The following is a 21985-nucleotide window of genomic DNA, read 5'->3' as shown; positions in this document are numbered from 1 at the left end:
TTTCTATTCGTTCAAACATCCATCAGAAATGCGGTGTCAGGGCAGCTTCTACCGCTGGCAGGCCGTAGTAGTCGTCCAGTACAGTGAAAGCATTTGTCGGAGGCACAGCGTCCGACGGGAAATAGTAAGCCTGCGGGTTAGCTTTGACCTTCGCACCGTAAGCACCTATGATCTCCTTCACACGGCCCGTGCGGGTGAGGTCAAACCAGCGCTTGTTTTCAAATGCCAGCTCTACCCTTCTCTCTTTGAAAATGGCTTCACGCATCTCTGCCTGAGAAGCCGCCTTGGTAGCCGCCAGCCCGGCGCGGGTACGTACCTGATTGAGATACATGGCCGCATCGGCAGGTTTACCCTGCTCATTCAAAGATTCTGCGAGGAACAGCAGCACTTCTGCGTAACGGTAAACAGGCCAGTTTTGACCGGTGTTGTTATGTAAGGAATGTGGTCGCGCATATTTCTTGATATAAGGATAGGTCTTGTTTGTGACACGACTGCCGCTAAGCGTTACATAACCGATCGATATATCTTTCCTTTTGTCACCGGTTTCGTATGCAGCGATGAGATCAGGCGTTGGAATGTTATTACTTTCCTGAGAGGTACCCTGCGGGTTGGAAGTTCCGGTGAGCGGCGCTATTTCGATGGCCGTGATTGGCGACGGAATGAAGCGGTAAATCTGGTTACCATTGTACCCCGAAGAACCTTCCATGTATTGGATCTCAAATACAGATTCCTTGTTGTTTTTGTTGGCAGTTGTAAACGAGAATGCATCGTTGTAGTCAGGCATCAGGGCATATCCGTCCTTGGCAATGACATCTTTCATCAAAGTTTCCGCCGAAGCCCACTTCTTCTGAGTAATGTAAAGGTTAGCCAGCAACGTCTTGGCGGCACCGGATGTAGCACGCCCCGGCTCCTGCGTTGCCTTATTGAACAGGATTGTACTTGCATCCTTGGCATCCTTCTCAATCTGTGCGTAGATCTCTTCGGTAGCTGACAACGGCATCGGCGCATCGTCGCGACCTACCACGGGAATAAGGTGCAGAGGTACTTTGCCGAACAGGCGGACCAGGTCAAAGTAGCAGAATGCACGCAGGAATAATGCCTGCCCTTTCAGGTTTGCCTTGGAGACAGCGTCGAAGTCTACACCGTCGATCAATGCGAGGATCTGATTTGCCCGGGCAATAATCCGGTAGTTCAAACGATACTGTTGGAGCACGTTGTCGTTAGCAGTGATTCCATTGGCTGTCGGAACTGCAAAATCAGCTACGTTTTCCGTTGGATCCACGGCGCCATAGAGCGTGTTACGGGCATAGTAGGTATTGTCGGAATGCATTTCCTCCAACACCCAGGCACGTTCATTGTACATTTGCCGGAACGGTTCGTAAGCCGCGTTGACAGCTTGTTTGAAGTCGCTCTCGGAGGTAAAGAAGTTGTTCGAAGTCAATGCGGTTTCGGGATTAACCGTGAGGAAGTTATCTCCGCAACCGGTCATCATAGCCGCCGCCAGAATCCAGACCGTTATATGTTTTCTTTTCATTTCTATCGGAATTAAGATGGGATGTTTTTACAAGTCGGGCTTAGAAGTTCAGGTTCACACCGATCGTCCAGGTACGTGGTACGGGGTAATTTGAAAGATCCACGCCCTGGCTCAGGTTACCACCATCACCCTGTCCGTCGCCGGCAGCGCTGGTTTCAGGGTTAGGACCACCCCAATACTTGGTGAACACATACACTTGCTGAACGCTTGCGTAAAGGCGGGCCGACTTGAAGAACTTGTTCACTGCGGGCAGGTTGTAACCCAATGTGATGTTCCTGATCGTGAAGTAAGATGCATTTGCGACAAAGTGCGAGCTGTTCCAGTCGCGTTCCACACCCGTATAAGTACCTCCGTTGTTGGTGGCGCCGTACATGCCTTTACCCGGGGTGATCACCGTTTGAGCTTCGGGAACTCCGGTAAGCGGGTTGGGGCCGTTTTTCACGCGGAAACGGTCTTTGGCACCAGCGACCATGTTGAATACACCGTCGAGGTTGGCGGTACTGTACAAGTGGCGTACCCATAACTCATTGCCTTGCGATCCTGAACCCACGATAGAGAAGTCCCAATTTCCATAGTTCAGGTTGTTGGTAATACCATAAGTGAATTTCGGGAAGGGGTTACCGATGATGGTACGGTCGTCCGCATCGCCACCATTAGTGATTATGTCGTCGTTATTGATGTCTTTGTACTTAATCGTACCGATGGCAGAACGGCCGGGAATAATAGGCGATTTAGCCAACTCCTCCTTGCTCATATAGAAGCCTTCTTTGACGAGGCCATAGAACATACCAAATGGCTGACCTACCTGGCTGATGTGGAATGTGCCATATACCCGGTCGATACCCGGCGCAAGTTCCATCACCTTATTGCGGTTGAATGAAATGTTCGCATTGGTCGTCCATTTCAGCTTACCTACCAGGTTTCGGGTAGTGACCGCCACCTCATGTCCCCAGAATTTAATCTCGCCGATATTATCATTGTAGTTTGTGAAACCCGACTCCTGTGGCACCTGAACGGCGTAAAGCAGGTTCGTTGTCCGTTTAGTGTAGAAGTCGTAGATCAGCTGGATACGGTCATTGAGGAGCCCCAGGTCCAGACCTGCATCAAACTGTTTGGTTGTTTCCCAGCCCAGGTTACGGTTAGCAAGTGATGTCACAGCGGCACCAGTATTCACGTTCGACCCGTTGACAACGTTAATTGTATTCCTGACGAGACCATACTGGGTGTAGTTACCGATGTTGTTATTGCCGATCACACCATAGCTTGCACGGAACTTCGCGAAGGAAACCTTGGGAATAGCCTGCATGAAGTTTTCATCTGAAACAACCCAACCCACCGATGCCGATGGAAAAGTTCCCCAACGGTTGTCTGCACCGAAACGGCTTGAACCGTCCGCCCGCAACGCTGCGGTAAAGAGGTATTTGCCTTTGTAATTGTAGGTCAGGCGGGAAATGTAAGACATCAATGCCCACTCATTGGCATCATTAAATGTGTTGGATCCTGAGATGCCATTGACGTTGAAACTTCCGCCACGGTCTATGTTGATTGCTCCCTGGATTGTCGGCAGGCGATCATCCGTGTAGGTGTTCGCCGTGATACGGTCAATCTCCTGACGGAATCTCTGAAGCGAAACCCCACCCAGTAATTCGAAGTTGTGGGCGTCGTTAAAACTGTGGTTATACGTCGCAAGGTTTTCGTTCAGCCAGGAGAAGTTCTGGTAATTCTGGCGGATCGAAACGGCTGTCGTCGGAACGGCGACGTTGATGTTGCTGGTTGCCGTAGACGGGTTAAAGAAGAAGAACTTGTTGCTCTCCATCTCGATGTTTAACGTCGATTTCAGCGTCAGCCCTTTGATCGGGTTGTATTGCAGGTAAGTATTACCCAGCAATTTGTTGATCTTCGTTTCGTTGGTCAGCTCGTTCGCAGCACGTACCCAGTTGGGGTAGGCAAAAATGTTACCAGTAGCGTCGGGGAATCTGTTGAACTTGGTAAGTTCGCCGTTTTCATCCCGGATAGGCATTACCGGCCAGGTATGCAATGCATTGAATAGAACACCTGTTCCGCGGTCACCGTCCGTTCGGGGCGTATTGTCATAAACAAACTGCGGAGCCACGTTGAAACCCATTTTTACCTTTGTCGATATATCGAACTCGGTGTTCATGCGCAGTGAGTAGCGTTTGTAATTATTGTTCAAAACAACGCCTTTCTGGTTGAAAACACCCGCGACAAGGGAAGTCTTCATGTTTTCCTTGTTTGAGCTGACCGTAAGGTTGTAGCTCTGAATGGGCGCTGTGCGCAGCAGCGCATCGTACCAGTCGTTGTTTTTACCGCGGTACTTCGAAGGATCTTCGAATTCCTTAGGTACGGTTCTGTTTTCGTCTTCGAACGATTCCTTCTTGAATTGAGCGAATTCTTCGGCAGTCAGCATCTCGATGCGACCTCTTTTGGGAACCTTTTGAATCCCGGCATATGCATTGAAACTAACGCTGGTCTGCCCGGGCTTCCCGCGTTTCGTGGTGATCAGGACTACGCCGTTGGCCGCGCGCGAACCATAAAGCGATGTGGAGGCTGCATCTTTCAGGATCGTGATGTCTTCAATTTCATCCGGGTTCATCTGGCCGATCGTACCGGTGATCGGGAATCCGTCGATGACATAAAGCGGATCGCTACCCGCCGTCACCGACACCTGGCCGCGAATACGGACCGCCATCCCCTGCCCTGGCTTACCAGTGGTTTGGTTGATCTGCACACCAGCCAGACGCCCTTGCAGCTTTTGAGTTACCTGCGAAACGGGTATATCTTTCAGTTCTTCACTTTTGACGGTCTGTACCGCGCCTGTAATTTCTTTTTTCAACTGGCTGCCGTACCCTACCACCACGACTTCTGTCAATGCCTTGGCATCGGTGGCAAGTTTGATATTAATGACCGAGTTAGAGCCCACTGCAACTTCCTGGCTGAGGAAGCCAACGGAGGAAAATATCAGGGTAGCACCGTTATCGGGAACGTTGACGGAGTAACTGCCGTCAGCGTCGGATACCGTACCTACATTGGAGCCTTTTACGACCACACTCACACCCGGCAGCTTTTCGCCGGTATCGTCGGTGACTTTGCCCTTGATCGTGCGATCTACCGTAATGTAGTTACCAGGCGCCATGGGATTAAAGGCAAGGGGATTACCGGCCATCGCGCTGAAGCCGCATGCTGCTCCGATCAGAACCTGTCCGACCGATTGCTTGAGCATAGCGTTCAACCGGACACGGTAAAGGGGTTGTCGAAATTGATTCATAGGATTATGTTTTAGATTTAGTAATTAGCAGAGGCCTGAACATTGGTGAAATGCCCAGGAGGATCGGGTTAATCGGTTAAGCTTTCTAATCTCATAGTCATCGGTTTAAGTGAACAATTTGTCGGGATTGGGAAAAATCAGCAGTGTTTATTTTTGATAGTTTAAAAAATATCGCTTTCGTCTCATGGCGAAAAGGAGGTGGTGTTCCGACGTTTGTGATTTCCCGGAAAACTGGCAGATTTTAGGGTTGACGAAGATTTGGAATACTCTAAGAATTAAATGTCTTTCTGACGCGTAAAAGACAATTATTCATGCTTAAAGTAACATTTATGCAATACTAGAAGGAATGCGAGAGGAGACTGTCCTGCTCTGTCTGGTTTTGATTAATATTTATTTAGCCTGACTTTTTTGGATATATCCCATACGGACGGCTACCTGGTGGGATAAAAATATAGGCGTTGTGGAGTGGAAATTCAGCGCGTGGCCATTGAGGCATCTACCGGCAGCGCGATAATATTTCCCGTTAGCCGAAGCAGATTTGTCACCCGCAGAATCAGTTGGCTACTGTATGAGTTAGTTTTTTGTCACTTATTTGTATATTTTGGCATTTATTTGAAACCTTTTCGTGGATTGAGCTTCTCCAATCAGTTTATTGCCTTATGTTATTCAATAGCTTTGAATTCCTTGCCTTGACCCTGGCGTCCTTTGCCATTTACTATCTCAGTGTATTCAGGCGTTACCAGGTGCAAATTTTGATCATAGCCAGTCTTGTTTTTTACGGATACGCCAACCCCAAATTGCTTATCCTTTTTCTGGTTTCCGTTTTGATCAATGTTATCTCCAGTTATAGTGTGGTATATGGGAAACGCAGTACTCAAAAGGTGGTGTTGACCGCGGGGGTTGTTTTCAATCTTTCGATACTTGCGTTCTTCAAATACAGCCCATTGATTGGGAATACTTTTTTCGATGCGAGTAACGGGATTGGGGCATTTCTAATTCAGATACCACTTCCTGTCGGGATCTCCTTTTTTACTTTTGAGGGGATAAGTTTATTGGTAGACGCGTACCGGGGAAGGGATCAAGCCAAGTCCGAAAATGTTGTGATTCCCTCTTTACGACTGCATGCGATACACACCACTTTCTTCGTTGCGTTTTTTCCGCACCTTATCGCAGGTCCAATATTGAAAGCGCATCATTTTATGCCGCAGATCAAGGAGAAATTTTTTAAGGATATTCCCTGGGAGTTTTGCTATCGCCAACTGGTTACAGGGTATTTTCTTAAGATGGTGATTGCGGATCAATTGAGCCAGCATACATTCTGGATTCAGTTTCCTTATTTTCAAGCGCATTCATCTGTTGTACTGATTGTTTTGCTATTTGGTTATTCCATACAGATCTTTGCCGATTTTGCGGGATATTCGCTTATTGCATTGGGGATTGCCGGTCTGTTTGGCTATCGCTTAGAAAAGAACTTCGACTTCCCTTATATTTCCACTTCGTTTTCGGAATTTTGGCGGAGGTGGCATATCTCGCTATCCACGTTTTTAAAAGAATACTTGTACATACCTCTTGGAGGTAACCGCCATGGGCAATTAAGGACGTACATGAATCTTTTCCTAACTATGCTGTTAGGGGGCCTGTGGCACGGGGCGGCATGGAGTTATGCAATTTGGGGGGCATTTCATGGAGGGGCCTTGGCCATTGAACGTTTCGTCAAAGACAAAGCCCCCGGGCACAAAAAGGAGTTATCACTGATTGGTAAGCTTCTTTCAGGTGCCATGGTTTTTTCGTTCGTTACATTTGCCTGGCTGTTTTTTAAACTGACAGACATTGCCGACGTAGCCAAATATGTTACTGCTATATTCCGTAACACAGGCATTGCTTCACATAAAAGCTTGATCGCTTACATCATGATGTACTCTATGCCGGTAATCTTGTATCATTTAGCGTATCTTAATAAGAGCCTAAGGCCCGACGGCGCACGATGGCAGGCATTAGAGCCGTATGCACACAGTCTTATGTTGTTCATGATTGCGACCAATAGCGGAATCGGCGGCGACTTTATTTATTTTCAGTTCTAAGTAAAGCGGACAAAACAACTCGTTTACCAGGTGAAAAAATCGATACTTTTCTTTCTCGCATTAATTGTTATTTATGAAGTTTTCATCAGAAATGTCGATGTCTGGTGGACTTCCGGGCAAAATCAGTGGCAGGCTAATCGCATAACCGTTAACAATTTTCTCTTTCGAACACGTGAGTATCCAAATATCATGGTTGGATCTTCTCTCGCGGCCCGCTTGACAGCCAAAGTTCCAAAAGATAGCCTTCCCTCGGATCTGTACAATTTATCTTTAAATGGTCAGTCTCTGTTTGACGGGCTTTTAATTTTAAAGGAATCGGGCTATGTTCCCCGGACTCTGTTTATTGAGACGAATGTGATCACCCGGGATGAAGACATACAACTCCAAAATTCACTTTTTTCACCAATAGCCTTTAATCTAAAAAAATATATTAGATCCTGGCGAGACAGTTACCAGCCAGTAGAATTGCTTTTCCGATTTCGGACCAGAAAGCCTACTGACGCAGACCTTGTAAATCAGGGGCAATCTCCGAGGGATGAAAAAACCTTTAAGGCAATGTTGGCAGTACAGCTCGAAAAAGATAATAGCCCTATTGCACCCGATACTTTGAAGAATCAGATTACTAAACTAGCTGGGTTGATTTCGTATTTTCAGAAAAAGGGTACTCAGGTGGTACTGTTTGAACTTCCCGTTGATCCTGCAATCTGTTCTTTACCTCGAACGCGTCAAATCAGGACTGCGATTAAAGAAGCCTTCGAGCCAATGAACTGTGCTTTTATTGACGTGCCGGACTGTAATAATTATCGTACTACAGACGGCGTCCACTTGGAGATGCCGTCTGTGTACGTATACCTGAATTACTTGAGAAATACGTTGGATTCGGGTTCTATGGCCCTTTCAAAGGCGCGATAGATCAGATCAACAGCTCTTTTACCGCCACGCCCTTGCCATCGGGTGTCGTATAAAAGGGACGTTTCTCGATCTCATACTGCGTGTCCGGTGGAATACCTAATGCATGATAGATCGTCTGATGAATGCCATCGATCTTGACCGGGTTTTCGATCGTCTTGCATGGCCGTTCATCAGCGGTTTTGCCGTAGACAAAACCTTTTTTGATTCCGCCCCCAAACATCAGCATCGAGCAGCCGTCGGTGAAATGGCGGTGCATGCCGTAGAATTTCATGTCTGATAGAATGTCGGGCTGCGCTACCTGCTCTTTTACTTTTGCGTCAGGACGACCTTCAACCATCATATCCCGACTGAATTCACTGGCCAGCACGATCATTGTCCGGTCGAGGAGACCTTTTTCATCCAGGTCTTTGATGAGTTGCGCAACGGGTCCATCGATTTGCTTTTTCATTTCTTCCAGGCGGGTGTGACCATTTTCATGGGTGTCCCATCCCTTGAACGGCTCATATTCTGTGGTTACGCTGATAAACCGGGCACCTTGCTCGGTTAGTCGGCGAGCCAGCAAACACCCCAGGCCAAACCTTCCGGTATTATAAATATCGTAACTTTTTTTGGGTTCGGTGCTGAGATCAAAAGCCTTGGACTCCGGAGAGTTCAACAATGCGTAGGCCTGCTCCATTGATCGTTTCAGGGATTCCCGTTGATAGTCACTTCCAAATTCTCCAACCGGGCTGTTGTTGATCAGCTCGTTGTAAAGTTGATTCCTTCGCTCAAAACGTTTGGCATCCATACCCACCGGCGGACGAACGCTGTCCAGCCCCTGGCTCGGATCAGGGATGAAAAACGGACCGAATTCGTTGCCGAGGAAGCCGGCGGTATGAAAAGCTTTAAGCTCTTCCGCCTCTCCTACCGTGAATCGCTGGCCGATGTCAATGAACGCCGGGATTACCGGATTTTTAGGTCCGAGTTCCTTGGCAATCCAGGAACCCATGTGTGGTGCCGCTACCGTTTGCGGCGGCTCGTAGCAGGTATGCCAATGGTACTGATGACGTGAATGCAGAATATGTCCCATGTCGGCTGCCACGTATGAGCGGATCAAAGTACCCTTGTCCATTACCTTCCCTATCGACTGAAGACCTTCTGAAAAATGAATGCCGTCGAGCTTGGTTGGCAACGATTTGAACGTGCTTAGGACACGGTTGCCTTCCATGTCTTTTTCGAACGGCGTGTACAGTTTCGGGTCGAAAGTTTCGGTATGCGCCATACCTCCTGCCATCCACAAAAGTATGACCGTGTCTGCAGAAGAGTCGGAACCCGCCTTGCCCCTGCATGAGGAAAGCAGGTTTGATACAGGAGCTCCGGTCGCCAGCGCTGCGAGTGTAGCGGCACTAGCGCGTTGTAAAAACTCCCTCCTATTCCATTGAATACTCATTTTGAATATATTTTAATGTTTTGAATTTCTGATAGTTATGAATGTTTACTTTAAATACTTTTAATATCTAAGTACTTTTTTAAAGTATAATTAGTTAAGTACTTAATAAAAGTATTTTAATTACAAGCAGTGCAAATCATTTTATATATTTTATATTTTTATCCCAGGCCAGCCATTTAATATATGAGTTGAAATTCAGGGACGAGGGCAATAGCCCATACCAGGTCTTGAATGCCTTCCTCGGTTGGTGCCGCCCCTAGTATTTTCTTTGCCGCGGCAAGCTCCTTCGGGGCGGGTGCTCTACCGAGTGCCTTGCGGTAAAGTTCGGTCACGAGTGAATCGGACGTGGGATATTTCGTCTTCCAAACCTTCGCACCGGCTTTGAGCGTTTCCGTAAACTTAGCTCCGTTGGTAAGTTCCAAGGCTTGAAGTAAGTTGGCTTGTGAAGTCCTGCTTGTACTGACCGTCTCGCGGTTGGGCCGGCCAAGCGAAGTCAGGAAGGGATCGTTCTTGACAAAGGCAGCACGGGGGAATGGCAAACGCGACTTGATATCTTCGGGTAGCTTTTTGAACACAATGGCTGAATCGGCATACATCGGGCTGAATGCAGAACTGATAGCGTCGGTGAACTGCTCGGCGGTGAGCCTTCTCCGGACCATTCCTGTAAATTTGTAATCGTTGGCCATCATGTCGCCTGCCTCTTTTACCGAGGAGGATGGTAACTGGTAAGTCTTGGAGGTGACGATCGTGTAAATGAGTTTTTTGATATCATATCCATTGGCGACGAAATCGGCAGCCAGCCAGTCCAGCAAATCCTGACTCCATGGCAGGTTGTCCATGGCATCCACGGGTTCAACGATACCCCGGCCCATCAGCTGCGCCCACATCCGGTTGACCAATGTTCGGTAGAGCCTGCCGTCCTTGGGTTGGACAAGGAGATCGGCGAGTTGGCGGAGACGTTTCTCGGTACTCGCATTGACTTCTATTTCGCCAAGTTCCGGGTATAGCATGCGTGTGCCTGCTATTTTACCGGTGGGTTTATCGCAGCGGTTGATTTCAAGCAACGTATCGGCGAAGATGTTAGCGAATGCATAAGAGTCCGCAAGTTTCCAGTCGCTGATAAAGCTGTCATGGCAGGAAGCACATTTCAAATTCAGGCCGAGGAAAACTTGCGCTACATTTTGTGCAGCCTGCATTTCAGTGCGCTGGCTCGAATTGATTGTTCCCCTCCATTTGATTCCCTTGACGAAACCCTCGGATTCTTTCGTCGGGCTTATCAGCTCTTTGACAAACCAGTTATAGGGCTTGTTATCGTTCAGGCTTGCATATAGCCATTTCGAAATGCCAAAGCGGCCGCCCGTAATGTAACCGGTACCATCGTAATCGTTCCGAAGTGCATCGTTCCAGAACGTCATCCAATGCTGGGCATAATTGTCATTTTGTGCTAACAACTCTTTGGCCAGCAAATCGCGCTTGTCGGGACGGGCGTCGGCCACAAATGCTTCGACCTTTTCGGGAGGAGGAAGCAGCCCAACGATGTCGAGGTAAACCCTGCGGATATAAATGCGGTCATCTACCACCGGCTTCCAGGTAATCTTGTTTTTCTGGAAATAGGCATTTACAAAAAGATCAACCGGTTTGTTGAGGTCACCGGTCGCGGCGGGTACGGTGGGCGTTCTCGGAGCGAGTTCGGCCACGCGGTAAATGCTCTTCTCATTTCCATCCGGCCATGGGGCGCCTTTTTCAATCCAGAATTGAAGGATCTTGATTTCTTTTTCAGTGAGCCTTTTGCCCTTGGTCGGCATAGCTTCCTTGTGTCCTTTTGGCAACGAAATCCTGCGGATCATCTCGCTTTTGTCCGGGTGATTCGGTACAACCACGACGCCATCTTCACCCCCTTTCATGATAGCGTCTTTGCTATCCAGGCGCAGGTCGCCTTTCGTTTTTGTCTCGCTGTGGCAGCTGTAACAGTTATGCGCCAGGATAGTCCTTACTTCTACATTGAGATTCTGAATTTGTTCGGGTGTCAAAGCGCCATTGTTTGTGAGCACAAAGTCGGCCTCGGTTTCGCCTTCGGGTTGCAGGGGTTGGCCGCCTGGCAATACACTCGACAGGTAATCGTCACCGTGGGTCAGCATTGCCCCGTAATGCCCGGCGAAAGAAACTCCGAGTACAGTTATTAGTAATAATGTCCTGAAGAGGCTCGTATTCCCGGAACGTAACGTCCATGCTGCAAAAAGCGAAAGTAGCATGGTGGCGATTCCCGCCCATCTGTGAATTTCGAGATTGGTTCCGCCGGCATCTTCGCTGCTTGCAAGGAGCAGCCCAAACGCAACAGCGAATATCGCGCTGCCGGCGCCCACCCAGGTTAGTATTTTCGTGGCTTCACGCAATGTGGATGCTTTGCGTTTCCAGTCGATCAGTTCAAATAATAAAGCTACGCAGAGTAGTCCAATGGGAAAGTGGACCAGTAAAGGGTGCAATCGTCCTAAAAATTGCCAAAGCCAGAAAGTTTCGGTCGCTTGGAGTAACACAATGTAAGGGGTTAGTGGTTATGGGGTATTCGGTTTAAGATATTTCGCAATATGACACAATACTAAAATGTAAATAGGATATCAGTATCCTGTTCTGTCTTGTTGTAAATAATAAATATTCATTACTTTCTTGAAACTATCATATCTTGTTTGCGGTGTTATTGACTTGTTTATCAGATTGATAACGCTATGGATCAGGGATTAGTTATAAAATTTAACAGGAGAGGCATATTAATGGTGCCTCTCCTGTTGGTTTAACTGATTATGCCGCTCAATATCCCGGGTTCTGAACCAGTTTCGGGTTGATCAGAATTTGCGGAGCGGGTAATGGCAGAAAGTACTCATTCTCGGTGTAGACATAGTCAGTCGAGTTGAAAGGTACATTACCACGGTCCACCGTCGGCTTGGCACGTTCCATGGCTCCGTGGGCGTTCATGAATGCGGCCCATTCTGCCGGTGTTTTAGTTCGCTTCAAATCAAACCACCGGTGATTCTCGAACGCGAGTTCCAACCTTCTTTCTTTCAGTACGGCCGTTCTGAATGCAACCTTGTCGGCAACGGCAAGATCGGCGAGACCTGCCCGCTTACGGATCTGATTCAGATAACCCAGCGCTTCTGCTGTCGGGCCCGACTGTTCATTCATGGCTTCCGCGAGCATCAGCAGCACATCGGCGTAACGGATCACGGGCCAGTTCGTATTTGTCCGGTTCACGATCGTATGGGGGTAATTGTACTTGGATACATACGGTACCAGATAGACTTTGCCGTCTAATGTAAAGTCCGGTTTCAATGATAAGTCCTTACGCACATCGCCCTTTTCATAGGCGGCCATAATATCGTTTGTAGGGACGTTTCTACCGCCATTGGCGCCATTTGAATACCCTGTTATCGCACCCTTGGAAACGCGCGGTGCGAATACATACTGAAAGTTACTCCACTCTCCGAGGTCATTGTCGCCCTGATACTGGATTTCGAATATCGACTCTACTCCGTTCTTTTTAGCGGGAGCCGGATCGAAATTGTCGGCATAGCTGGTATTTAATGCGTAGCCCAGCGTCGTTACCTCTTTCAGCGTTGTGACAGCTTCTGCATACTTCTTATTCACCATGTAAGACTTACCCAGTAGGCTGAGCGCGGCGCCCTTGGTAGCGCGGCCTTTGTCAGCGGCATTGGCGTACTTGGCAGGAAGTGCTGCGATGGCGTCTTTCAGATCTTTTTCGATCTGTGCCCAAACTTCCGCCTGGGGCGAGCGGACGAGATCAAATGCGGGATCCGGCGTTACAAGTGTGGAAGTCACGATAATGACATCACCAAAGTACTGTGTCAGATTGAAATAGATATAGGCCCTGAGAAATTTCAGCTGACCTTCAATTTCCTTCCTGGGCGCATCATTGATGGTAGCAGCCTGCATCTTTTCGAGTGTCAGATTGCAGTTGTACAATGCAGCATAGTAGCCATTCCAGAGGTTGGCAATCTCTCCGTTCCCGGAGTTAACAGTGCCAAACTCGAATGCTTCCCAGCCACCTGCACCCCCGCGATCGGACGGGTTCAGGTCAATGGTCGTGTTGTCCGTTTGGAATTCCCCGAACAGATACGCCGTGTTGTTCATAGACTGAACCTGGCCGTAAACCCCGCTCAGTGCCTGTTTGACCTGGGCCTCGTTTTTATAAAATACATCCACCCCAACCTTTGTCGGGTCTGTCTCATTCAGAAAGCCTTCTCCACAAGAAGATAGAATGAGACTCAGTGCAATGCCTAGTACGGTTATCTTTTTCATTTCTATCAATGTTAGAAGTTAACTTTTATACCCGCAGAGAACGTTCTTGGGACCGGGTACGACTCGTCGTCATTGTTCAGTTCTATCCCGCCCCTTACACCGGCATCCGGGTTATTTCCGGGATACTTCGTGATGAGCAACAGGTTGGCCGCATTGATGAAAACGCGCGCATCTGAAAGAATGCCGTCCACCTTGGGAAGCGTGTAGCCGATCGTCACGTTCTTGATCCAGGTATGCGTTCCGTCGTAGACGTAGCGCTCGCTGCTCTCGCGCGACCATTTGAAGTAGTCTGTACCGCCCTGCGAATTCTTGGCACTCGGGTTCGAACCTGGGTTTTCAGGTGAGCGCCACCGGTCTTTTGCTTTTTCCAACACGTTGAATACGCCATCCATGTTCATGGTAGATGCTTCGATGTTTCGGTAAACATCGAATTTGTAGGCGCCCATGAGCAGAACGCTTATGTCAAAGCGTTTGTAATCAGCTGCTACCGTCCATCCCCAGTTGAATTTAGGGTTAGGGTTGCCAATCTCGGTCATATCTTTCGTATCGTATGACACAATCCCATCGGGTCCGCCGTTGGCAGCACCGTGCAAATCGGCAAACTTCATGGCACCCGGAACCGCTCCTTCCTGCAGTGGTGATGCGTCGATCTCAGCCTGGGTGTTGAAAATGCCCAGTTTCCGGTATCCGAAGAGCATACCTATCGGCCGTCCCACCTGGTGGATGTTATAACCGCCGTACTGACTTCCGTTCAGGATAAAGTCGTTCTGCCCTTTAATCTCGAGGATCTTGTTACGGTTGAACGTAATATTGGCATTGGTACGGAAATTCACAGCGCCAATTTTCATACGGTACGAGCCTGCGATTTCAATACCCTTATTTTGTACTTTACCAAGGTTTTTCAACGTCGAGGTAAAACCTGATACTGCCGGAATGCTGTATCCGAGCAACATGTCATCGGTGATCTTTTTGTAGTACTCCACAGTAAACACCAACCGGTTGTCAAACGTCGCGAGATCAAGGCCAATGTCGAGCTGGTTGGATTTCTCCCAAGTCAGCTCGGAGTTGGCGAAGCGTGTGACTGTTTTGCCGGAAGCCAATGCGTTGTTAAACACGTAATTGTTCAACCCGAGGAATGCAAGGCTTGCGTAGTTACCGTCGTCCCCGGAATTCTGGCCTGTTCCGAAGTTGTTGGCTGCGCTCACATTGTAGGTGTTGTTACCAGTCATACCCCAGCTTCCCCGGAGTTTCAGATCTGTCAGCCATGAAACTTTGGGCATGAATGACTCTTCGGACATCCGCCATCCAACCGATGCCGCGGGGAAATTGCCGTACTTGTTACCCTCGCTGAAACGGGAGCTGCCTTCGCGGCGGAAAGATGCGGAAAGCAGGTACTTGTCTTTAAATGAATAGTTGAGCCGCGCCATGTAGGCAATCATCGTCCATCTGCGTTCGATCGAGTTCGAGGAACGTATCGTAGCATTTCCGAGGTAAGGCGTCAGATCATCCGGGTATGTATTGCCTGAACCATACAAGCCCTTCACCGTTTCTTGCTGTGCCGTGTAACCCAGCATGGCATCGAAATGGTGATTTTCTCCGAACTGCCGGTTGTAAGTCAGCAATTGGTCGGCTGCATAGTTTTTAAGTTCTTCGGCATCGTCACGCTCAGTAGCGATCCGCGGCGGCGCACCGTTGGTGCCGGTCGCTACGGGCAGACCAATCGTAGACGGAACATACTCTTTGTAAGTATTGTAATTGATTTTTGCATTTACGGAAGACCTGAATTTCAACCCCGGCGCGAGGTTCAGTTCAACATAGCCATTCGCTGTAATGTCGGCGATATTCCGGTTCCGTTTGAGAACCTTTAACATGTACAAAGGATTTGGAAAGCCAAAAACATCTCCAACCCCGTTGTAATAGGGAATCAGCTCGCCCTTCTCATCATATGCAGGATAACGCGGATCCGCGATCAGCGTCAAACCCACTTGTGCATTCCGGCCATCGGTGGACGCGAGGCTGGATCTGGAATAGCTTCCGGCAATGTTTGCGCCGAGGGTTATGAACTTGTTAACATCACCTGCCAGGTTTGTTCGAAGGGAAGCCCGGTCGTAATCGGTGTATTTCAAAGCGCCGTCCTCTTTGTAATAGCCCAGCGAAACGACCGACTTGATCGGGCCTTTTCCCGACGACAGCGTGAGGTTGACATCCTTATAAGGTGCATTGTTATGTAGGATGAGATCGAACCAGTTGGTAGAATACTTGGTATCTTCCGGATTACGGAAATCAATGGGTATCTCTTCGGTAGAGGGCTGCCGCTTATTAGCCAGCACAAAACGCCCGATGAAAACCTCCTTTTTGAACTGAGCAAAATCCTTTCCGTTCAGTACCTTAGTCTTGCGCGAGTCCGGTACATTCTGGATACCATAGTCGATGGATACATTGAGGCTCGTCTTACCGTCTTTCGCTGACTTGGTCGTGATCAGAACAACCCCGTTGGAGCCACGCGCACCATATATCGCAGTGGAAGCGGCATCCTTTAAAACGGAGATTGTCTCGATATCGTTAGGGTTCAGGTTCTGGCCGGCAGATGTTCCGACAGGGAAACCATCAATTACATATAAAGGATCGCTGCCCGCACCGAGCGAGCTGATCCCCCTCACTTTGATATCGAACTGCTGACCGGGTGTGCCGCTTTTCTGCTTGATGATCACCCCGGGAGCCTGCCCCTGGATCATCCGTGTGACGTTCGACTTAGGTACCTCACCGATATCTTTCATATCGATGGTGGAAATCGCAGACGTGATATCCCGACGGCGCTGGGTACCATAGCCCACCACGATCACCTCTTCCAGCGCTTTCGTATCCACGGCTAATTGAACGTCCAATGACGTCTGATTTCCCACTGCAATCTCTTTTGGTACGTACCCGACAAAAGAGAAAACTAAAACGGGACCACCTGATTCAGGAACGTTGATGGTGTACAGCCCTTCCGCATCACTGACGGTTCCGGTACTGGACCCTTTTACGATCACACTTACGCCCGGTAGGCCCAGGCCTTTTTCATCTGTAATCTTACCCTTAACAGACCGTTCCGCTGCAATGACAGCAGGGTCTTTCGCATAGGCGCTACCTGCGTGAGCTTTGTCGAAGCTGGCAAATGCAATACCCATTAACACTTGGCCGAGCAATAGCTTACAAAGAAGTCGCAAGCCATTATCGTATTTTGATTGTCGAGGTCGATTCATACGCTTAGGATTGGAATAATTGATAAATTGATTTTTGATTAATGGGGGCTTTCATGTCTTTTTTTCTTCATAGAATGGCATTTAGGTGAAACATTAAGCGGGTTGTTGGTCCTTAACAGGCTAATACAATTCAAATACAGCGCTGGGTTGCGGACTGACTGAGCGTGAGGTACATACCGATCAGTATGTTTGATATGTACAATTAATGATTTGAATTATATTATTTTACAATACTATCTGTATTTGAATTTCATACTGTCCTGTTCTGTCCGGTTATTTGTTCAAATTGTAGTTTGGACACAATTTATTTACAGACGGTGGTCCGCTGGAAAATTAATAGCCTTCCAATCTGGTCATATACTGACAATTGACTATTTTTAGGACTTCTGCAATGACCAATCAATCGCCATGTTGAAAGATCTACGGTTACAATTGCTTGTCCTTTCTTTGATAGCCTGGTTTACGCCGTTAACCTACGCCAATCATATCGTCGGTGGCGAGTTGCAGATGAGAGCAACCGGTTCGGCAGGGAACTTTGAAATTACCCTGATCCAATTCTGGGATCAGAATAACATCACCATTCCTACCGCAACAAAACCGGGAAACCGAGACCCGGATGTGGATTTGCACATTTACCGGAAAAGTGATGGAAGCCATAAAACCACTTTTAAATTGAATTACATTAATTCTGAGACGATTATCTATCAGAACAAAGCATGTGCGGTCAGCAGATCACTCAATACATCCATTGGATATTATCGTGGTACTATCCAGCTCGATCCTGATGAATACAATGACCCCGGAGGTTACTACATTGCCTGGGAACGTTGCTGCCGGAATGACGACATTAACAACATCGAGGATCCGGGTGACAATGGTATGGTCTTCTATCTGGAATTTCCGGCGCTCTCGGTCCGTAATTCGTCGCCGGAATTTGTAGCACCCAATGGTCAGTATATTTGCGCAAATCGGTTGTTTTCGATGAACATGAGCGCCACTGATGCGGATGGCGATGAATTGCGATATTCCTTGGTAACGCCCATGCGCGGGCACACGGATCCGAGAAATCCCAATGGCGGTGAACGACCGGGAACAACCTTTCCATTGGTAAGCTGGTCAAGAGGAATTAACCTTTCTACTGTTATTCCCGGTCTAAGCCCTTTGAAAATCAGCTCCTCCGGTCAGTTGAGCGTGAACGCGAATGCGCTGGGCTTATATGTGTTCACTATACAATGTGAGGAGTTCCGGAACGGGCGTCGAATTGGATTGGTGAGGCGCGATTTCCAATTACTGGTAATCGACTGTACCGACGATCAGCCTGAACCTCCCGTCATCATGCAGAATGAACAGCCTGTAACCGAGGTGATCTTTTGTAAGGACGCACCAGTGGAACTGAAAACTGAAAGTTCACCAGACTGGGCATATCAGTGGCAACTTAACGGACTTAATATTCCAGGGGCAACCACGGCAAACATCACAGTAAAGGATTCGGGGAATTACTCTGTTGTCAAAAGTTACATTAACAAGTGCTCAAGGGACACCAATTCCCTTGTGGTAAAGGCATCTTTGGCACCGCCCATTGTCACGGACATTTCTACAATGAAGGAGGTGCTTTGCAAAATGGATTCTGTTATACTGCTTGCGAATGGCGGGACCATTGCGGCGAACGAAAGGGTTGCCTGGAGAAGAAAGTCTGTTCTGCTGGAAGAGAAAAGCCCGCAACTGGTAGTAAAGGAACCAGATGTCTATGAACTGGAAATTACGAACGACATTGCCGGTTGTGCCGGGCGGGATACAATTGAAATAACGAGGGAAGAACTTTCAGTTACACTGCCTGAGAAAAAGGGTGTTGTGGAAGGTGGAACGGGAACAATCGTTCCGTTTGTGACACCGGAAGGAGCCGGTAACACTTTTGCATGGGCGCCGAACGGTGGTTTGATGTCTGCTCCGAATGATCGGGACGCGATTGTGTCGCCGGTACAGCAGGAACAGTTATACACACTTGTCGTTACGTCCGAGCGGGGATGCTCGGACACAGATAGTGTTTTGGTCTACCTTATTAAGAAAATGTATGTTCCCACGTCGTTTTCGCCAAACAATGACGGACATAACGATACGTTTGAAATCTTCAATGCCGACGATCAGATTTTGCAAATGCGGATATATAATCGTTGGGGAACGCTGGTGTTTTATTCCGATGGCTATCCGCAACCCTGGAACGGCACCTACGAAAACAGGCCAGCTCCCGCCGGAGACTATCCGTATGTAATCAAGACGGAAAACCGTGAGATAATGGGCACCATTCTGCTTTTGAAGTAACCTCTATGCTTTTCTGCTCAATTTTGAATTCGGAGAATGCTTTTTTTATCCTTGCTTGAACTCCTGAAAAGTGCCGTCTGAATAGAAAATAAGCACTTTTTCGACCTTTTTTTCAGGCAAAATCTCTTTTTTTTCTTTCACAGGATTTGTTTGAATGGTCGGCGGTACAGTCAGACTCTTTTTGCGCGATTCTGGGACGCTCTCATTTGGAGTGTCTGGTAATGGTTCATCGTCCAAAATCCACTTAACACCCAGCTCGGGATATCGCCTGACAATCTTCTGCACCATATCGAGACTGGGCTTGTTGCGTCCGGCAAGAATATGCGACATACTGGAACGTTGGATGCCAATTTCATCGGCGAAGAGTGAAGGAGTCGTGTTTTTATCGGAAAGTATCTGTTTAATTTTCTCCGTCAGGTCCATGAATTAAGTAATGTTAATTTAGGCACAAACATAAATTAACATCGTTAATAAACCAACTGTTGTCAAGTGTAAACTTTAACAGTTTAGTATTGTACACAAAACTGCGATGATTTACATTTATTCCACACAGTGCAATTGGTTGAAAAAGTAAATGCGACATGGTTGGTTCACGCCGCATTTACATTTGTTTACTATTTCTAAGGTCGTTTACACCGCAACATGGTTTTCGCGAAGTGCATCATTTAGAGAGGTTTTCAGATCGGTACTGGCCTTTCTTTTTCCGATGATCAAAGCGCAGGGTACGTGATAAGTACCGGCGGCAAATTCTTTTGGTAGGGTTCCTGGTATCACGACCGAGTCTTCGGGCACATATCCTTTGTACTCAACGGGCCCACTTCCTGTCACGTCGATGATCTTTGAACTGCCTGTAATAGTAACTCCTGCGCCCAATACGGCTCTTTTGCCGATACGTGCACCTTCCACTACGATACACCGTGAACCTATAAATGCACCATCTTCGATGATTACCGGTGCTGCCTGAACGGGTTCCAGCACCCCTCCTATTCCCACGCCACCGCTGAGGTGTACGTTCTTGCCAATCTGTGCACAGCTTCCGACAGTCGCCCACGTGTCGACCATTGTGCCTTCATCTATATATGCACCAATGTTGACATATGATGGCATGAGAACTACTCCCTTGGAAATGTAGGCGCCATATCTTGCAACGGCGGGCGGGACTACGCGTACACCTAATTGTTCGTATCCTGTTTTCAGTTTCATTTTGTCGTGGTACTCGAAAATTCCCACTTCGCTAATATGCATTTGCTGAATTGGGAAGTAAAGGATAATAGCTTTTTTTAGCGCTTCATTTACAATCCAGCTTCCATTAGTATCAGGCTCTGCAACACGGAGTCTTCCTTTGTCTAGTTCTTCAATGATGTTGCGAATAAAATCCTTGGCGGATTCTTCTTTAAGTAATTCTCGGTTTGACCAGTAGTTCTCGATTTGTTCGGAGAAATTCATATTAAATCTTAAAATTAATGAAATTAATTTAACTTATTGATTATTAAACAATTAAAACAAAAATTAATGTATCATTTGGCACCGTTGAGAGTAGATATAAGAGGGAGATACACAGACTCTAATCGTGTAAATATAAATAAGATTAAAAGGAATTGCAAAGAGTACATAAACAGCATAAAACAGACACGCTAAAATACCAGTATAATTAGCAAAACAGATTTCAAATTACTAAATAGCATAGTTACGGCAGGCTCAATTAACTAATATTAATGGTTTTCGCTTCCCGAGCTTTGTTTTCTATTATTTTCATCAACACTTTTCATCCCTAGACATATTTTATTAATATTGCGGCAGAAATAACCAATCTACCTCGATATGTCAAAAGTAAAAGTTGCAATCAACGGATTCGGCCGCATCGGCCGCCTCGTTTACCGTCAGATCTATAACATGGAAGGCATCGACATCGTAGCCATCAATGATTTGACTAGTCCAAAAGTATTAGCACATCTTCTTAAATACGATACCGCTCAAGGACGTTTTGACGCAGACGTAAAATCCACTGACAACTCTGTTGTAGTGAACGGTGAAAACATCGTGATTTACGCACAGCGTGACCCATCACAAATTCCCTGGGCTTCTCACGACGTTGATGTAGTTCTGGAATGTACCGGTTTCTTCACAAGCCAGGAATCTGCAAGCGCTCATATCAAAGCAGGTGCTAAAAAAGTAGTTATCTCCGCTCCTGCTACCGGCGACCTGAAAACGATCGTTTTTAATGTTAACCACAACATTCTGGACGGTTCTGAAACCATTATCAGTGGTGCTTCCTGTACAACCAACTGCCTTGCCCCGATGGCACAGGTGCTTGAAGAGAAATTTGGTATCGTAAATGGCTTGATGACCACCATCCACGCTTATACAAACGATCAGAATACACAAGACGCTCCACATCCAAAAGGAGATCTTAGAAGAGCTAGAGCAGCTGCACAGAACATCGTTCCTAACAGCACTGGCGCTGCAAAAGCGATCGGTCTTGTACTTCCATCACTCAAAGGTAAACTGGACGGATCCGCACAGCGTGTTCCTACCTTGACCGGATCTTTAACTGAGTTAACTGCCGTACTTGGCCGCGAAACTACCGTTGAAGAAGTAAATGCCGCTATGAAAGCTGCCGCTAACGAGAGCTACGGATATACAGAAGATGAAATTGTGAGCAGCGATATCATTGGTATCAGCTACGGATCTTTGTTTGACGCGACCCAGACAAGAGTACAGAAAGTAGGTAATACTCAACTTGTTAGAACTGTATCATGGTACGACAATGAAATGTCCTACGTGTCTCAGCTTGTAAGAACTGTTTACTACTTCGCCGGCCTGATTCAGAAATAATCAAGCTTTCAAATACTAATAAGCCCGTTCTGG

At 47.5% G+C, this 21985-nt stretch carries 12 protein-coding genes; 4 read left to right on the top strand and 8 right to left on the bottom strand.

Annotated elements, in window-relative coordinates; translation table 11 throughout:
• Nucleotides 1-22 precede the first annotated feature (22 nt).
• A complete protein-coding gene (locus BP71_RS05705; protein WP_496377499.1) occupies nucleotides 23-1534 on the bottom strand; it encodes a RagB/SusD family nutrient uptake outer membrane protein in 1512 nt (503 codons plus the stop codon).
• Nucleotides 1535-1574: 40 nt separating this feature from the next.
• Complete coding sequence (locus tag BP71_RS05700) at nucleotides 1575-4820, bottom strand: SusC/RagA family TonB-linked outer membrane protein (RefSeq protein WP_496377497.1); 3246 nt, start codon at nucleotides 4818-4820, stop codon at nucleotides 1575-1577.
• Between the two features lie 581 nt (nucleotides 4821-5401).
• Here BP71_RS05700 and BP71_RS05695 point away from each other — a divergent pair.
• Nucleotides 5402-6901 carry an MBOAT family O-acyltransferase gene (locus BP71_RS05695; protein ID WP_496377495.1) on the top strand — a complete coding sequence of 500 codons (1500 nt, stop codon included), beginning with the start codon at nucleotides 5402-5404 and terminating at the stop codon, nucleotides 6899-6901.
• Between the two features lie 30 nt (nucleotides 6902-6931).
• Nucleotides 6932-7813 (top strand): hypothetical protein, encoded by an 882-nt coding sequence (locus tag BP71_RS05690; protein WP_496377493.1) that lies wholly within the window; start codon nucleotides 6932-6934, stop codon nucleotides 7811-7813.
• Nucleotide 7814: 1 nt separating this feature from the next.
• On the opposite strand, the gene BP71_RS05685 is transcribed toward BP71_RS05690, so the two are convergent.
• The 4 genes from BP71_RS05685 to BP71_RS05670 all read right to left on the bottom strand — a co-directional run bounded on the left by BP71_RS05685 (nucleotide 7815) and on the right by BP71_RS05670 (nucleotide 16798).
• Nucleotides 7815-9242 carry a DUF1501 domain-containing protein gene (locus tag BP71_RS05685; protein WP_496377491.1) on the bottom strand — a complete coding sequence of 476 codons (1428 nt, stop codon included), beginning with the start codon at nucleotides 9240-9242 and terminating at the stop codon, nucleotides 7815-7817.
• Nucleotides 9243-9418: 176 nt separating this feature from the next.
• Nucleotides 9419-11725 (bottom strand): DUF1549 domain-containing protein, encoded by a 2307-nt coding sequence (locus BP71_RS05680; protein WP_496377752.1) that lies wholly within the window; start codon nucleotides 11723-11725, stop codon nucleotides 9419-9421.
• Nucleotides 11726-12047: 322 nt separating this feature from the next.
• Entirely contained in the window at nucleotides 12048-13553 is a 1506-nt protein-coding gene (locus BP71_RS05675; protein WP_496377489.1) for a RagB/SusD family nutrient uptake outer membrane protein, read from the bottom strand.
• 11 nt (nucleotides 13554-13564) lie between these two features.
• Complete coding sequence (locus BP71_RS05670; RefSeq protein ID WP_496377487.1) at nucleotides 13565-16798, bottom strand: SusC/RagA family TonB-linked outer membrane protein; 3234 nt, start codon at nucleotides 16796-16798, stop codon at nucleotides 13565-13567.
• A 408-nt stretch (nucleotides 16799-17206) separates the two neighbouring features.
• Here BP71_RS05670 and BP71_RS05665 point away from each other — a divergent pair, with 408 nt between their 5' ends.
• The gene (locus BP71_RS05665; RefSeq protein WP_496377485.1) at nucleotides 17207-19117 is read left to right on the top strand and encodes a T9SS type B sorting domain-containing protein; all 1911 of its coding nucleotides are present in this window, start codon (nucleotides 17207-17209) and stop codon (nucleotides 19115-19117) included.
• 45 nt (nucleotides 19118-19162) lie between these two features.
• On the opposite strand, the gene BP71_RS05660 is transcribed toward BP71_RS05665, so the two are convergent.
• Nucleotides 19163-19540, bottom strand: coding sequence for a helix-turn-helix transcriptional regulator (locus BP71_RS05660; protein ID WP_496377483.1), 378 nt, complete (start codon nucleotides 19538-19540; stop codon nucleotides 19163-19165).
• 207 nt (nucleotides 19541-19747) lie between these two features.
• Nucleotides 19748-20563 carry a 2,3,4,5-tetrahydropyridine-2,6-dicarboxylate N-succinyltransferase gene (locus tag BP71_RS05655; RefSeq protein ID WP_496377481.1) on the bottom strand — a complete coding sequence of 272 codons (816 nt, stop codon included), beginning with the start codon at nucleotides 20561-20563 and terminating at the stop codon, nucleotides 19748-19750.
• 375 nt (nucleotides 20564-20938) lie between these two features.
• Between BP71_RS05655 and gap the strand changes: the two genes are divergently transcribed.
• Complete coding sequence (gene gap / locus BP71_RS05650) at nucleotides 20939-21952, top strand: type I glyceraldehyde-3-phosphate dehydrogenase (protein ID WP_496377479.1); 1014 nt, start codon at nucleotides 20939-20941, stop codon at nucleotides 21950-21952.
• The last annotated feature ends 33 nt before the right edge of the window (nucleotides 21953-21985 follow it).

The sequence above is a fragment of the Dyadobacter ginsengisoli DSM 21015 genome, from assembly GCF_059568735.1.
This window is presented reverse-complemented; position numbering and strand designations above follow the sequence as displayed.